At 68.9% G+C, this 13,392-nt stretch carries 13 protein-coding genes and 1 pseudogene; 2 read left to right on the forward strand and 12 right to left on the reverse strand.

Translation table 11 applies throughout. From position 1 onward, the window contains the following. The 4 genes and pseudogenes from E2651_RS44295 to E2651_RS33130 form a co-directional block, all read right to left on the reverse strand. Positions 1-796 (reverse strand): annotated as a pseudogene (locus E2651_RS44295) (hypothetical protein); the annotation flags it as partial. 142 nt (positions 797-938) lie between these two features. Further along, positions 939-1,292: a DUF6113 family protein gene (locus tag E2651_RS33120; RefSeq protein ID WP_135334960.1), complete on the reverse strand. Its 354-nt coding sequence runs from the start codon at positions 1,290-1,292 to the stop codon at positions 939-941. Between the two features lie 113 nt (positions 1,293-1,405). Next, the gene (mshB, locus tag E2651_RS33125) at positions 1,406-2,326 is read right to left on the reverse strand and encodes an N-acetyl-1-D-myo-inositol-2-amino-2-deoxy-alpha-D-glucopyranoside deacetylase (protein ID WP_135334950.1); all 921 of its coding nucleotides are present in this window, start codon (positions 2,324-2,326) and stop codon (positions 1,406-1,408) included. Between the two features lie 31 nt (positions 2,327-2,357). Then, complete coding sequence (locus tag E2651_RS33130) at positions 2,358-2,552, reverse strand: hypothetical protein (protein WP_055569071.1); 195 nt, start codon at positions 2,550-2,552, stop codon at positions 2,358-2,360. Positions 2,553-2,701: 149 nt separating this feature from the next. On the opposite strand from E2651_RS33130, the gene E2651_RS33135 reads away from it, so the two are divergent. Next, entirely contained in the window at positions 2,702-4,876 is a 2,175-nt protein-coding gene (locus E2651_RS33135; protein WP_135334951.1) for a prolyl oligopeptidase family serine peptidase, read from the forward strand. Between the two features lie 155 nt (positions 4,877-5,031). Here E2651_RS33135 and E2651_RS33140 read toward each other — a convergent pair whose 3' ends face one another. The 5 genes from E2651_RS33140 to E2651_RS33160 all read right to left on the reverse strand — a co-directional run bounded on the left by E2651_RS33140 (position 5,032) and on the right by E2651_RS33160 (position 10,723). Continuing rightward, positions 5,032-6,102, reverse strand: coding sequence for a dipeptide ABC transporter ATP-binding protein (locus E2651_RS33140; RefSeq protein WP_245239380.1), 1,071 nt, complete (start codon positions 6,100-6,102; stop codon positions 5,032-5,034). Then, on the reverse strand, positions 6,077-7,102 hold the full coding sequence (locus E2651_RS33145) for an ABC transporter ATP-binding protein (protein WP_135334952.1): 1,026 nt from the start codon (positions 7,100-7,102) through the stop codon (positions 6,077-6,079). The genes E2651_RS33140 and E2651_RS33145 overlap by 26 nt, the downstream gene beginning before the upstream one ends. 6 nt (positions 7,103-7,108) lie before the next feature. Further along, complete coding sequence (locus E2651_RS33150; protein ID WP_135334953.1) at positions 7,109-8,086, reverse strand: ABC transporter permease; 978 nt, start codon at positions 8,084-8,086, stop codon at positions 7,109-7,111. After that, on the reverse strand, positions 8,079-9,002 hold the full coding sequence (locus E2651_RS33155; protein ID WP_135334954.1) for an ABC transporter permease: 924 nt from the start codon (positions 9,000-9,002) through the stop codon (positions 8,079-8,081). The genes E2651_RS33150 and E2651_RS33155 overlap by 8 nt, the downstream gene beginning before the upstream one ends. A gap of 86 nt (positions 9,003-9,088) precedes the next feature. Next, positions 9,089-10,723: an ABC transporter substrate-binding protein gene (locus E2651_RS33160; protein ID WP_135334955.1), complete on the reverse strand. Its 1,635-nt coding sequence runs from the start codon at positions 10,721-10,723 to the stop codon at positions 9,089-9,091. Between the two features lie 198 nt (positions 10,724-10,921). On the opposite strand from E2651_RS33160, the gene E2651_RS33165 reads away from it, so the two are divergent. After that, positions 10,922-11,506 (forward strand): Uma2 family endonuclease, encoded by a 585-nt coding sequence (locus E2651_RS33165; RefSeq protein ID WP_135334956.1) that lies wholly within the window; start codon positions 10,922-10,924, stop codon positions 11,504-11,506. Here the strand turns inward: E2651_RS33165 and E2651_RS33170 are convergent. The 3 genes from E2651_RS33170 to E2651_RS33180 are packed head-to-tail and all read right to left on the reverse strand — an operon-like array spanning position 11,503 to position 13,108. Further along, positions 11,503-12,024, reverse strand: a complete 522-nt coding sequence (locus tag E2651_RS33170; RefSeq protein ID WP_280922818.1) for a GNAT family N-acetyltransferase — start codon at positions 12,022-12,024, stop codon at positions 11,503-11,505. The genes E2651_RS33165 and E2651_RS33170 overlap by 4 nt on opposite strands. Further along, on the reverse strand, positions 12,017-12,214 hold the full coding sequence (locus E2651_RS33175) for a DUF397 domain-containing protein (RefSeq protein ID WP_135334958.1): 198 nt from the start codon (positions 12,212-12,214) through the stop codon (positions 12,017-12,019). The genes E2651_RS33170 and E2651_RS33175 overlap by 8 nt, the downstream gene beginning before the upstream one ends. A gap of 12 nt (positions 12,215-12,226) precedes the next feature. Further along, positions 12,227-13,108 carry a helix-turn-helix transcriptional regulator gene (locus E2651_RS33180; protein WP_135334959.1) on the reverse strand — a complete coding sequence of 294 codons (882 nt, stop codon included), beginning with the start codon at positions 13,106-13,108 and terminating at the stop codon, positions 12,227-12,229. Between the last annotated feature and the right edge of the window lie 284 nt (positions 13,109-13,392).

Genomic DNA, 13,392 nt, shown 5'->3' on the forward strand with positions numbered 1-13,392 from the left:
GGGCGGCGGGGTTCGACGGACGCTGCGGACTCGACGGTGCGGCAGGGCGTGCGGGCGGCGTCAGCGGACCGTCGCCGGTCACCGGGCCGCTCGTCGGTCCTGCGGGCCCGCGCCCGCCGTCACCCGCGGGGCCGCCGTTGAAGTACGGCAGGTCCCCGCGCTGCCGGTCGCCGTTCTGCGGCGCACCCGTGCCGAGGGGGCCCGACGCCACCGCGCCGGACACGTCGAAGGCTCCCGTACCGGAGCCGTTGCCGCCCGAACCGGCGGGCGCGGAGCCGTTGTTGCCTCCGGAGCCGCTGCCGGCGGAACCGGCGCCCGAGCCGCTCGCGCCGCCGCTCTTGCGCGGCGCGAACCAGTCGCTCGTCTTCTCCTCCGGCTGCGCGGCGGCGGAAGCACCCGCGGCGGGCGCGGAGCCCCTGGCGGACGGGCTTCCGGCGGAACCGCCCGGAGCGGGCCCGGAAGCAGAGGCGGAGGCACCCGCGCCGTTCCCGGCGGCGGAGCCGTCCCTCGCACTGCCCGCGTCCTCGGGGCGCCCGGGGGCCGCGTCGCCGTCACCGACGGGCGTACGCATGACGACCGGCGGGATGGGGCGCGAGCCGGGGATGTTGATCCGGATGCGCGTGGTCAGCGTGGTCTCGGTCTTGGGCTCGTCGGGCCGCTCGTCGGCGGCCTGCCGCTGCGCGCCGTCCACGGCGCCGTCCGAGGCGGGGGAGCCGTACGGCGGCGTCCCCGAGGGGTATGCGGCTCCACCGCGCCCCTGGGGCCCGGAGGACGAACTGTCAGTTTCACGACTCAAGGCAGGTTCTCCCGGTTGGCTCCGCCGCCCGTCTCGTCCTAACGCGGGCGGCTCGGCGGCGCGCACCACCATACTGGCCGCCGTCGGCAGTCATCCTGTGACCGCCGTCAATCCCGTACAGGGCACGGGCTGAAGTGGTACGTCACTTGCCAAGTCGGGCGGCGGGCCCGCCTGGTTGCGGCCGCTGACCCAGGGTGGCGCACATCACAGCGACCGCCATTCCGCCGAGCAGGAAGACGTACGAGCCGACTCCCGCGCCGAAGAGGAAGTCGCCTTCGGGGCGGGTGGCCGTGAGCAGCATGACGGCGACGAGCCAGCCCGCCGCGGGCGCCACCGCCCCGGCTCTGGTGCCGGTCACGCGCGACCCTCCGTAGAACAGCCCCGCGGCTCCGAGGAGCGCCAGCAGCAACCCGCCCGGGAACCAGCCCCCTTGGACGAGCGCACCGGCGGCGCCGATCACCGCGCCGAGCGCGAAGAACAGGACATAGGCGGCGATCCGCCCGGCGTCGGCCGACTGGGCGAGGCCGCCGCCCGGCGGGGCGACGGCCGCGGCGGAGGCCGGTCCGGAACTTTTCGGGGCACCGGCGGAGGAAGCGCGCGAACGGGTACTCACAGCGCCGTCACCCCTTCGTGCCCCGTGCCTTCGAGCCCCGCGAACAGATCGTTCTCGCGCTCACCGTCCACCGCACCGGCCTCTCCTCGCACCAACTCGTAGTACTCCACGTCGAAGACCGGCTGCGCGAGCCCGTTCGAGAGGACGAACAGCGGCCCCCGCACCTCGATCTGGGTGGCGTGCGCGCTCATCGCCGCAGCTTTCTTCTGCCGGAACGCGGTCCCGTCGATCTCCGTCGTGATCCGCTCGTCGTCCGTCACACCCGGCACGTCGGCGACCACGGCGGCGGTCGTGAACGGCGAGTGCCGCAGGGCGCCCGTCATCCACCGGAACCGCTCTTCGACGACCGAGCGGGGCGCGCGGTTCCAGTAGATCTTGCCGATGGTGTGCGGTTCGCCGAGATCCGCGCGGAAGGCGGCCTCGGCCGCGAGGTCCGCTGCGCGCATCGCGACGCGGTGGGCCTGGATGTGGTCGGGGTGGCCGTACCCCCCGTCCGGGTCGTACGTCACGAGCACCTGCGGCCGCACCTCGCGGATCACCTCGACGAGGTGCGCGGCGGCGGCGTCGAGATCGGCGGACCAGAAGGCGCCGGGACGGTGGTTCTGCTCGACGCCCATCATCCCGGAGTCGCGGTAGCGCCCGGTGCCGCCGAGGAAGCGGTGGTCGGTGACCCCCACTTCCTTCATCGCGGCGGCCAGCTCCCCGATGCGCTGCGCGCCGAGCGCGTCCTCGCGGTCGGGCGCCAGGTGGGCGAGGTCGGGCGGGATGACCTCGCCCTCCTCGCCGAGCGTGCAGGTCACCAACGTGACATGGGCGCCTTCGGCCGCGTACTTGGCCATGGTCGCGCCATTGTTGATCGACTCGTCGTCGGGGTGCGCGTGCACGAGCAGCAGACGCCGGGCGGGCAGTTCCGTCATGGGACCACCCTACGAGCACCCCGACGGCAGGTCAGAACTTGATGTCGCCGATCATCCCCGCCACGTTCGTCGTCAGCTCGTTGATGGTCGGGGCGACGGACGAGCTCGCCAGATAGAAGCCGAGCAGCGTACAGACGACAGCGTGCCCCGCCTTCAGTCCTGACTTCTTGACCAGCAAGAAGACGATGATCGCCAGCAGCACCACCGCCGAAATCGAGAGTGCCACGGCGGCTCACCTCCAAGTCCAAGACCCTGCACCAGTGCGGACGCCAGCAGGTTCATACCCACTAAGCGCTACGGATCATAACTATCCGTGGGTCCGCATGACTCGGAGCACGGCAGCACAAGGGGGCGCATGCCCCATAGGCTCGGAGGATGACCATCGAGACCCATGGATCCACCGGGCCCGCCGAGAGTCCCGCACAGCGGCTCTCCTTCCCGCGCCAGCATGCCCGCACGCAGCGCTTCACGCTCGGTGCGCCCCGCGCGTTCACGGTGGCGCCGGACGGGTCCCGTGTCGCCTTCCTGCGCTCTTCGTCCGGCACCGACCGGGCGAATCAACTCTGGGTCCTGGACCTGGCGGACGGCGTCGTCGAGCGCGTCGCGGCCGATCCTCAAGCGCTGTTGAACGGCGCCGTCGAGCGGCTCTCCGCCGAGGAGCGAGCCCGGCGCGAGCGCAGCCGCGAGGGCGGCGCGGGCATCGTGGGCTATGCGACGGACGCGGCGGTGGAGCTCGCCGCCTTCGCGCTCTCCGGCCGGCTCTTCGCGGCGGAACTGCGCGCGGGCACGGCACGCGAACTGCGCACCCCGGCCCCGGTGATCGACCCGCGCCCCTCCCCCGACGGCCGTCATGTCGCGTACGTCGCCGGGGGCGCCCTGCGCGTGACGGGCGCCGACGGTGAGGGCGACCGGGCGCTGGCGGAGCCCGAGGGCGAGGGCACCGTCACGTACGGCCTCGCGGAGTTCATCGCGGCCGAGGAGATGAGCCGCTCGCGGGGCTTCTGGTGGTCGCCGGGATCGGACCGGCTGCTGGTCGCGCGCGCCGACGACGCCCCCGTGCGGCGCTGGTGGATCGCCGACCCCGCGCACCCGGAGAGCGAGCCGACGAAGGTCGCCTACCCGGCGGCGGGCACGGCGAACGCGGACGTACGCCTCTTCGTCGTGACGCTGGACGGCGCGCGCACGGAGGTGACGTGGGACCGCGCCCGCTACCCGTACCTCGCGCGGGTGCACTGGTCGTCGGCGGGCGCCCCGCTGCTCCTCGTGCAGTCCAGGGACCAGCTCAGCCAGCTCTACCTGGCGGTGAACCCGGACGACGGCTCGACGCGGATGGTGCACGCGGAAGAGGATGCCGACGAGACGGCATGGCTCGAACTCTTCCCCGGCGCCCCGTCCTGGTCCCCCAGCGGCAGGCTGGTGCGGATCGTCGACGAGGGCGGCGCGCGGGTCCTCGCGGTGGGTGAACGCCCGCTGACAGGGCCGCAGTTGCACGTCCGCGCGGTCCTGGACGTGGCGGACGACGACGTACTGATCTCGGCGTCGGCGGGCAGCGCGGCCGCATCCCCCGAGACCGGCGAGGTGCACGTCTACCGCGTCAACGAACTCGGCGTCGAGCGCGTCTCGCAGGAGGCCGGGGTCCACTCGGCGGTGCGCTCGGGGGGCCTCACGGTCCTCGTGTCGGCCACCCTGGACCAGCCGGGCACTCGGGCCCAGGTACTGCGCGACGGCAAGCAGGTGGCGACCGTCGCCTCATACGCCCAGCGCCCGGGGCTCACGCCGCGCGTGACCCTCACCGAGGGGGGCGCACGCAAGATCCCGTGCGCCGTCCTGCTCCCCGCGGATTACCAGGAGGGCTCGGGGCCGCTGCCGGTCCTCCTCGATCCGTACGGCGGCCCGCACGGCCAGCGGGTGGTCGCGGCGCACAATCCGTACCTGACGTCGCAGTGGTTCGCCGACCAGGGCTTCGCCGTGATCGTCGCGGACGGCCGGGGCACTCCAGGGCGCTCCCCCGCCTGGGAGAAGGCGATCAGGAAGGACTTCACGCTCACCCTGGACGACCAGGTGGACGCGCTCCAGGGCCTGGCCTCCTCCTACCCCCTGGACCTGGACCGCGTCGCCATCAGGGGCTGGTCCTACGGCGGTTACCTCGCGGGGCTCGCGGTCCTTCGCCGCCCCGACGTCTTCCACGCGGGGGTGGCGGGAGCGCCGGTGACGGACTGGCGCCTCTACGACACGCACTACACGGAGCGGTACCTGGGCGACCCCGGGGCGGATCCGGACGCGTACGCCCTCAACTCCCTCGTCACCGAGGAGGGTTTGGTGGCTCCGGAGAACCCGCACCGCCCGCTGATGATCGTGCACGGCCTCGCGGACGACAACGTGGTGGTGGCACACGCCCTGCGCCTCTCCTCCGCCCTGCTCGCGGCGGGCCGCCCCCACGAGGTGCTCCCCCTCTCCGGGGTGACACACATGACCCCCCAGGAACAGGTGGCGGAGAATCTGCTCTTGCTCCAAGTCGACTTCCTGAAGCGAGCGTTGGCCCTGCCCTAGCCCCCGGCAAACGGCGACCGGCCGGGGCGACATGGCATACCCCGGCCGGTCTACGGCACCCGCACGGCCGTACGTCCTTCACCTTGCCGCGCACGTATATCGCGTACGCGACGGTGCGATTGCCCACGTGTTAAGCCACAAGCCGCCCTACCGCCCTACGGCACCACCTGCTTCTCCTCCGCGAAATGGCACGCCGAGTCATGTGCCGCCGGTCCCTCGACATCGCGGAACTCCGCCGGAACGGCCAGCGCCGGGACCTCCAGGGCGCACCGCTCCTGCGCCTTCCAGCAGCGTGTGCGGAAGCGGCAGCCCGACGGGATGTTCGCCGGCGACGGGACGTCACCGTGGAGAATGATCCGCTCCCGGTGCTCCCGCGCGGCGGGATCCGGCACCGGCACCGCCGAGAGCAGCGCCTGCGTGTACGGGTGCGTCGGGTGCTCGTAGATTTCCTCGTCGGAGCCGATCTCCACGATCCGCCCGAGGTACATCACCCCCACCCGGTCGGAGATGTGCCGCACGATCGACAGGTCGTGCGCGATGAACACGTACGACAGATTGAACTCGTTCTGCAGCTGGTCCAGGAGGTTCACCACCTGCGCCTGCACCGAGACGTCAAGGGCGGAGACCGGCTCGTCGGCCACGATGATCTCGGGCCGCAGCGCCAACCCCCGCGCGATCCCGATGCGTTGCCGCTGCCCGCCGGAGAACTGGTGCGGATAGCGGTTGATGTACTCCGGGTTGAGCCCGACGACGTCGAGGAGATCCTGGACCTTCCCCCGCCGCGACCCCTTCGGCGCGACCTCGGGATGGATCTCGTACGGCTCCCCGATGATGTCGCCGACCGTCATACGCGGGTTCAGCGACGTGTAGGGGTCCTGGAAGACCATCTGGATGTTGCGGCGCACCGCCTTCAGCGCGCGCCCGGACAGCTTGCTGACGTCCTCGCCCTTGTAGCGGATCTCCCCGGCGGTCGGCCGTTCCAGGTTCACCAGCATCTTCGCGACCGTCGACTTGCCGCAGCCCGACTCCCCGACGATGCCGAGCGTCTCGCCCTGCGCGAGGTCGAAGTCGACGCCGTCGACGGCCTTGACCGAGCCCACCTGCTTGCGGATGACGATGCCCTGGGTGAGCGGGTAGTGCTTGACCAGGCCCCGCACCTGGAGGATCGGCTCACCCTCCGGCTGCTTCTCGCTGACGTGCTCACCGTGCGGCATCGGCGTCGGCATCGAGCGTCTCCTTCCAGAAGTAGCAGGCGCTCCGGCGGTCGGCGGTCAGGCCCTCGTACGTCACTTCGAAGAGCGGTGGCACATCGGTCCTGCAGATGTCCTGGGCCATCGGGCAGCGGGGGTTGAAGGCGCAGCCGGGCGGGATGTTCATGAGGTTCGGCGGCAGGCCCTTGATCGCGTAGAGCTCCCGGCCCTTCTGGTCGAGGCGGGGGATCGACTCGAGCAGACCGCGCGTGTACGGGTGGGCCGGCGCCTTGTAGATCTCGTGGACCGGGGCCTTCTCGACGATGCGGCCCGCGTACATGACGGCGATGTTGTCGGCGACGTCCGCCACGACGCCCAGGTCGTGGGTGATGAGGATCAGGCCCATGTGCAGCTCGCGCTGGAGCTCGGCGAGGAGGTCCATCACCTGGGCCTGGACGGTCACGTCGAGGGCGGTCGTCGGCTCGTCGGCGATGATGAGCGAGGGCTCGAGGGCCAACGCCATGGCGATCATGATGCGTTGGCGCATGCCGCCGCTGAACTGGTGCGGATACTGCCCGACCCGTTCCTTCGCGGCGGGGATGCGGACGCGGTCCATCAGCTCGATGGCCTTGGCCTTCGCGTCCTTCTTCGACATCCCCTGATGGACGATGTACATCTCGCCGAGCTGCTGGCCGACGCTGAGGACCGGGTTGAGCGACGACAGGGCGTCCTGGAAGATCATCGCCATTCCGGCGCCGCGCGTCTTGCGCCGCTCCTCCGCCTTGAGCTTGAGGAGGTCCTTGCCCTGGAAGATGATCTCGCCGCCGGTGATCTTTCCGGGCGGGATGTCGAGGATGCCCATGATGGCCTGGGCGGTCACCGACTTGCCGGATCCCGACTCGCCGAGCACGGCGAGCGTCTCGCCCTCCCTGACGCTGTAGTCGACGCCGTTGACGGCCTTCGCGACGCCGTCCCTGGTCCTGAACTCCACGTGCAGATCGCGCACTTCGAGCAGCGTGGGCGATGTGGGTGACATGGGCGGCTACCTCAGCTTGGGGTCGAGGGCGTCGCGCACCGCGTCGCCGAGCATGATGAACGCGAGCACGGTGATCGCCAGGGCTCCCGCGGGCCAGAGCAGCATGTGCGGGGCGTTGCGGATGTACTGGGAGGCGGCCGAGATGTCGATGCCCCAGCTGACGTTCGGCGGCTTCAGACCGACACCCAGGTACGAGAGGGTCGCCTCGAGCGCGATGTACGTACCGAGCGCGATGGTCGCGACGACGATCACCGGGGCGACCGCGTTCGGCGCGATGTGCCGCAGCAGCATGCGTGAGTTGGAGGCGCCGAGGGCGCGCGCCGCCTGGACGTAGTCGTTCTGCTTGGCGGTGATCACCGAGCCGCGGGCGATGCGGGAGAGCTGCGGCCAGCCGAGCAGCACCATGAAGCCGATCACCGGCCAGACGGTGTTGCTGGTGACCACCGACAGGAGCACCAGACCGCCGAGCACGACGGGGATGGCGAAGAAGACGTCGGTGATCCGGGAGAGGATCGCGTCCCAGCCCCCGCCGAAGAACCCGGCGAGCCCGCCGAGGACGCTGCCGAGGATCGCGACGCCGAGCGTGGCGCAGACGCCGACGGTGACCGAGGAACGGGCCCCGTACACGGTCCGCGTATAGACGTCGCAGCCCTGCCCGTCGAAGCCGAAGGGGTGCCCGGACGTGGAGCTCTTCTGGGCGTTGGCGAGATCGCAGTCGAGCGGGTTTCCGGAGGCGATCAGGGACGGCCAGAGCGAGATGAAGACGAGGAAGATGATGATGAGGCCCGAGATGATGAAGACCGGGTTGCGCCGCAGCTCGCGCCAGGCGTCGGACCACAGACTGCGGGCGGGGGCCGATGGGCCCGTGCCTTCCGGCCCGCCGGGCGTCTTCTCGAGCGTCGAGCCCTCGGTCGCCGCGAGGTCCATCGCGCCCCCGGCACCGGTCGGGGCGATGGCTCCGTCTGGCTCCTTGGATTCAGGCATAACGGATCCTCGGGTCGAGTACGGCGTACAGGAGGTCGACGACCAGGTTGGCCACCAGGAAGACAAGGACGAGTACGGTCACGAACCCGACGACGGTCTGCGTGCTCTGCCGCAGAATCCCCTGGTAGAGCTGGAATCCGACACCGTGGATGTTGAAGATCCGCTCGGTGACGATGGCCCCGCCCATCAGCGCGCCGATGTCGGTGCCGATGAAGGTGACCACCGGGATGAGTGAATTGCGCAGCAGGTGCCGGGTGATGACGCGGCGCCTGGGCAGCCCCTTGGCGATGGCGGTCCGGACATAGTCGGCGCGGCGGTTCTCGGCGATGCTCGTCCGGGTGAGGCGGGTGACGTACGCCAGGGACACCGAGGCGAGGACGAATCCCGGCACGATCAGCTCGTTGAAGGGCGCCTCCGACGAGACGGAGGGTTTGATGATCCCCCACTCGACACCGAGCAGCAGTTGGAGCAGCAGACCGGTGACGAAGGTGGGGATCGCGATGACGACGAGCGTGAGGAGCAGCACGCCCGTGTCGATGGGACGCCCGCGCCGCAGCCCGGTGACGACACCCAGCGTGATCCCGATGATGATCTCGAAGAGAATGGCGACGATCGTCAGGCGGATGGTGAGCGGGAAGGCGGTCGACATCAGCTCGGTGACCTTCTGCCCGTTGAAGGCGGTGCCGAAGTCGCCGGTGAAGACATTGCCCATGTACGTCACGTACTGCTGCCACACGGGCTTATCGAGGCCGAATTCCTTCTCCAGTTGGGCGGCTGTCGCGGGGTCGCACTTGCGGTCTCCGCACAGGCCCGCGATGGGGTCGCCCATCACGTTCACCATCAGGAAGATCAGCAGCGTGGCGCCGAAGAAGACCGGGATCATCTGCAGCAGACGCCGGATCACATAACGTCCCATGAGGGGCTCCGGAAGTAGTGGAAGCGACCGTCCGGCAGCGCAGATTCGCTTTCGCTTCGCTTCGCCGGACGGCCGCTACCGATGCCTCAGCTGACCTTGATCTCGTTGTAGACCGGGACGCTGAACTGGTTCAGCGCGACGTCGGAGACCCTGTCCGAGTAGCCGGCGCTGCCGTTCTGGTACCAGAGCGGAATGACGGCCATGTCCTTGGCCAGGACCTTCTCGGCGTCCTGGAACGTGGAGACGGCCTTCGCGGTGTCGGTCTCGGCGTTGGCCTGGTCGACGAGCTTGTCGAATTCCTCGCTCGAGTACTTTCCGTCGTTGGACGGGGCGTCCGTGTAGTACAGCGGCTGCAGGAAGTTCTGGATCAGCGGGTAGTCCATCTGCCACCCCGCACGCCAGGCGCCGTCCAGCTTCTGCTGCGATGCCTGACTACGGAAGTCGGCGAACGTCCCGACGGGATTCCCGACACAGGACTTGTCATTGTCGAGAGCCTTGTTGATGGAGTTGCAGACCGCGTCGACCCATTCCTTGTGCGAGCCGGTGTCCGCGTTGTACGTGATCTTCAGCGTGCCGCCGGGGATGCCGCCGCCCTCGCTGATCAGCTTCTTCGCCTCGTCGGCGTCGTACTTGCAGGGGTCGCCGCAGAGCCCGGACTTGTAGCCGCCGTCCTCGCCGAGGACGGGCGATGTCCAGTCGGTGGCGGGCGTACGCGTCTTCTGGAAAATGGTGTCGGTGATCTGCTCCCGGTTGATCGCCATGGAAAGCCCCTGCCGGACCTTCGCCGCCTCCGGCTTCGACCACGCCTCGTCGTAGAAGGGGAAGGCCAGCGTCTGGATGATCCCGGCCGGGGTGTTGATGTACCGGTCGCCCAGGTCGCTCTTGGCATTCTTGAGCTGAGACGCCGGAACATCGTCGACGAGGTCGAGGTTGCCCGCCATCAGGTCCGTATAGGCGGTGTTGTTGTCGGTGTAGACCTTGAGATCGACCCCGCCGTTCTGCGCCTTGTCCTCGCCGCTGTAGCCGTCCCACTTCCGCAGGGACATCTTCGAGCCCTTGGCGTACGAGTCCACGGTGTAGGGACCATTGCCGACCGGCTTGGAGAGCCAGGCGTCATGGTCGTCGTAGAACGCCTTCGGAAGCGGCGCGAACGCCGGATATCCGAGGGTCTCGGGCCAGGTGGAGAACTTCTGCGTGAGCTTGACGGTGAAGGAGGTGTCGTCGACGACCTTCAGCCCGGAGAGCGTGTCGGCCGTGGCGTCACCCTTCTCCGGGTGGACCTTGTCGTAGCCCTCGATGTATCCGAAGAAGTAGGAGTTCTTCTGGTTGTTCTTCAGATTCGCGCCGTAGTTCCAGGCATCGACAAAGGACTTCGCGGTGACGGCCTCACCATTGCTGAACTTCCATCCGCTCTTGAGCTTCACGGTGAAGTTCTGCGAGTCCGAGGTGTCGATCTTCTCGGCGACCATGTTCTTGGCCTCGCCGGTCTTCGGGTCGTACCGCACCAGGCCCCGGAAGATCATGTCCAGGACCTTGCCGCCCTGCACCTCGTTGGTATTGGCGGGCTCCAGCGGATTCTGCGGATCACCCCACGAGGACCCCACGATCCCGGAGCCGTCGCCACCGCCACCGCCGCTGTCGCCGCCTCCGCCGCAGGCAGTGGCCGCGAGAGCGACGGTCACCGCACATGCGGCCCACTTGGCGTGCGTGGCTCCACGCATGGAGTGCCTCCCTGTTCAGGCCTGAGTCCCATTGAGATAGCTATTGAGATACTTAGGCCCAAATACACCCCAAACAGTGACGTACCGCATCTTTGAGGCGGCTTTCCGGGGCTAGTAGGACTGCGGAACCCTCGGATGCCACTGCGGGGAGGGCCGGACGGACAGGGAGGCAGGCAGCACTCTCGCTACCCTCGGAGCATGGACTACGCGAAGATGCGCGCGATCGCCGAGGAGCTCGGAGCGTACGCCGAGCAGCTCGAGGGAACCTGGAACGTCGAGATCGGACCATCAGGACCGATACTCGCCATGATGTGCCCCTCGAAGCGTCACGAGGGCACCGTCCGTCGCATCCGCAATCAGCTGAACAAGCAGCTCCCTGCCACTCACCCCGGCTACGTCTGCGAGAACGGCCCCGAGATCGAGCATCCCTCGATCGGCCGCATGCGCCGTCCGGATGCCCTGGTGATCCCCGAGGCCGTGCTCGACGAAGAGGGACTCGCCGTCGACGCCGCAGAGGTACTGGCCGTCATCGAGATCGTCTCCTCGTCCAACCCGAACAACGACTACGGCGAGAAGCTGACCGAATACCCCGCCATGGGCATCGACCACTACCTGATCGTCGACCCACGGACGGGCACAATCGAAGTGCACTCAGAGCCGTGCGCGGGCCGCTACGGGAACAAGGAGCCGTACATCTTCGGAGACGCGGTGCCGTTCGGCCCCTGGACGGTGAAGACCTCCGAGTTCCGCCGCTACGGAAAGCCGGGGAACACCGGGAGCTAAGGCGCCCGTGCCCCTCCTCGGTCCGACACCAGCCGGGCGTGCAGTTCGACGTCGTAGCGGATGCCGTCGTACGCGAGCTTCTGGCGCTGCACACCTTCCGCCGCGAAGCCGGCGCCGTGGGCCACCCGGCAGGACGCGGGATTGTTCAAGCGGTGCCCCAACTCCAGGCGGAACAGCCCAAGTTCATTGAAAGCCCAGCTCGCCAGAGCGGCGCAGCCCCACGTCGCAACGCCGCGCCCCCTCGCCGATGGCGCCGTCCAGTACGACACCCAGCCGGTGGAGTGGGTGTCGTTCACCGCGCCTACGGAGACATTGCCCAGCGGGGTGTCGTCGGCGTCGACCACGGCGAAGGCGTACGCGGTTCCGGCTGCGCGCTCTTCCTCGCGGCGGGCGATCCAACGGGACGCTACACCAAGGGAGTTCACCGGCTCGTCGGCCTGCCTTGCCATTTCCGGGGCGGAGAAGGCGGCGAGGATGGAGGGGGCATCGGGCTCACTCCAGGGGCGGAGTTTACGCACGGGGTGCGAGACCACCCGTCTTGATGCCCAGCAGGAGTACACGCAGGGCGGCGGCGCTCGTAGTGGCGACCTGGGTGGGCCGATCACTCTCGCGGAAGTAGACGTCACCGGCGGGCCCGGCGGCCAACTCGACGCACTCGCCCTCGCCGCCAGTACTGAACGAGGACTTCTGCCAGGTGAGCTGGAACATCTGACTCCCTACCTACAGCTCGTACATGATGTGCTGGATCAGACTCAGCGAGTCCCGTTGCTCGTGGGACTCAGGCGCAGCCTCCGGGTCGACCGGCGCGAGGGCCAGCTCGGAGAGTCGCTCGAACATCTTGCCGTACTGGTCATTGGCCTCTCCATCCCCCAGGAAGACCGACTTCAGAGGGTGCTCCAGGTAGACGGAGTCCAGCTCTTGCGTACCGCCCCCGAAAAGCACGAACGGACGACTGAACGCCGCGTAGGCTCCGCGCTCGAACGGGAAGATCTGCAAGGTCACATTGGGCAGTCGGGCCATCTCGATCAACCGCAAGAGCTGCTTGCGCATGACACCGGTGCCGCCCGTGTGCACCCGCAGCGCGGCCTCGTGAACGATCGCATGGTACGGAGTGGCCTTCGCGCCGCTCAGGATCCGCTGCCGCGCCAGACGGAACTGGACGTATCCGCCCACACGTTCCTGATCCTGTTCCGCCACGGTGACCACCGCGCGCGCATAGTCCTCGGTCTGGAACATCCCGGGGATGAACAACGGCTCGTGGATGCGAATGGCGGAGCAACGCGACTCCAGCTCCGCCAGATCGCGTGCCCGTGGCCCGATCTGGCCGCGGAACTCGTCCCACCACCCGGTCCCCCGTTCCTGCGCCATCGCCATCAACCCGTCGAAGTACGGGCCGTCCGGGCACCCGTACTCCCGTAGCAACTTGTAGAGCCGGTTGCGTGAGACGTCGATCCGCCCCGCCTCGATATTGCTGATGCGAGCCCGATCGGCATCGAGAATCACCGCCGCCTGATCACCCGACAGCCCCGCCCGATCCCGCAGTTTGCGCAGCTCTGCCCCCAGTCGCCGCTGGCGCTCACTGGGGCTGCTCCTCGGTGGCATGCGCTCCTCCTCGCTTCTGCGGGCAGTTTGCCGACCTCGTCCTCCATGGGTCCACCCACCGACACGCACGTCACCCACGCGAGTGGCACTCAGGAGAAATCCTTGCGCCGTAGGAAAACCTTTCCCTACCTTCAGGATCGACCCACTCACCCGCGCCGCAAGTGGAAGTACCCCCGCCTACACAGGAGTTGGCGGACAACGGTCACCGCGACGCGCGCCCCGAGGAGGCTCTCATGGAGGACCAGCCGCACCCGCATCCCCGCCCTACCGACGTATCCCTCGTC

It is taken from the genome of Streptomyces sp. MZ04 (genome assembly GCF_004684775.1).
GTDB lineage: Bacteria > Actinomycetota > Actinomycetes > Streptomycetales > Streptomycetaceae > Streptomyces.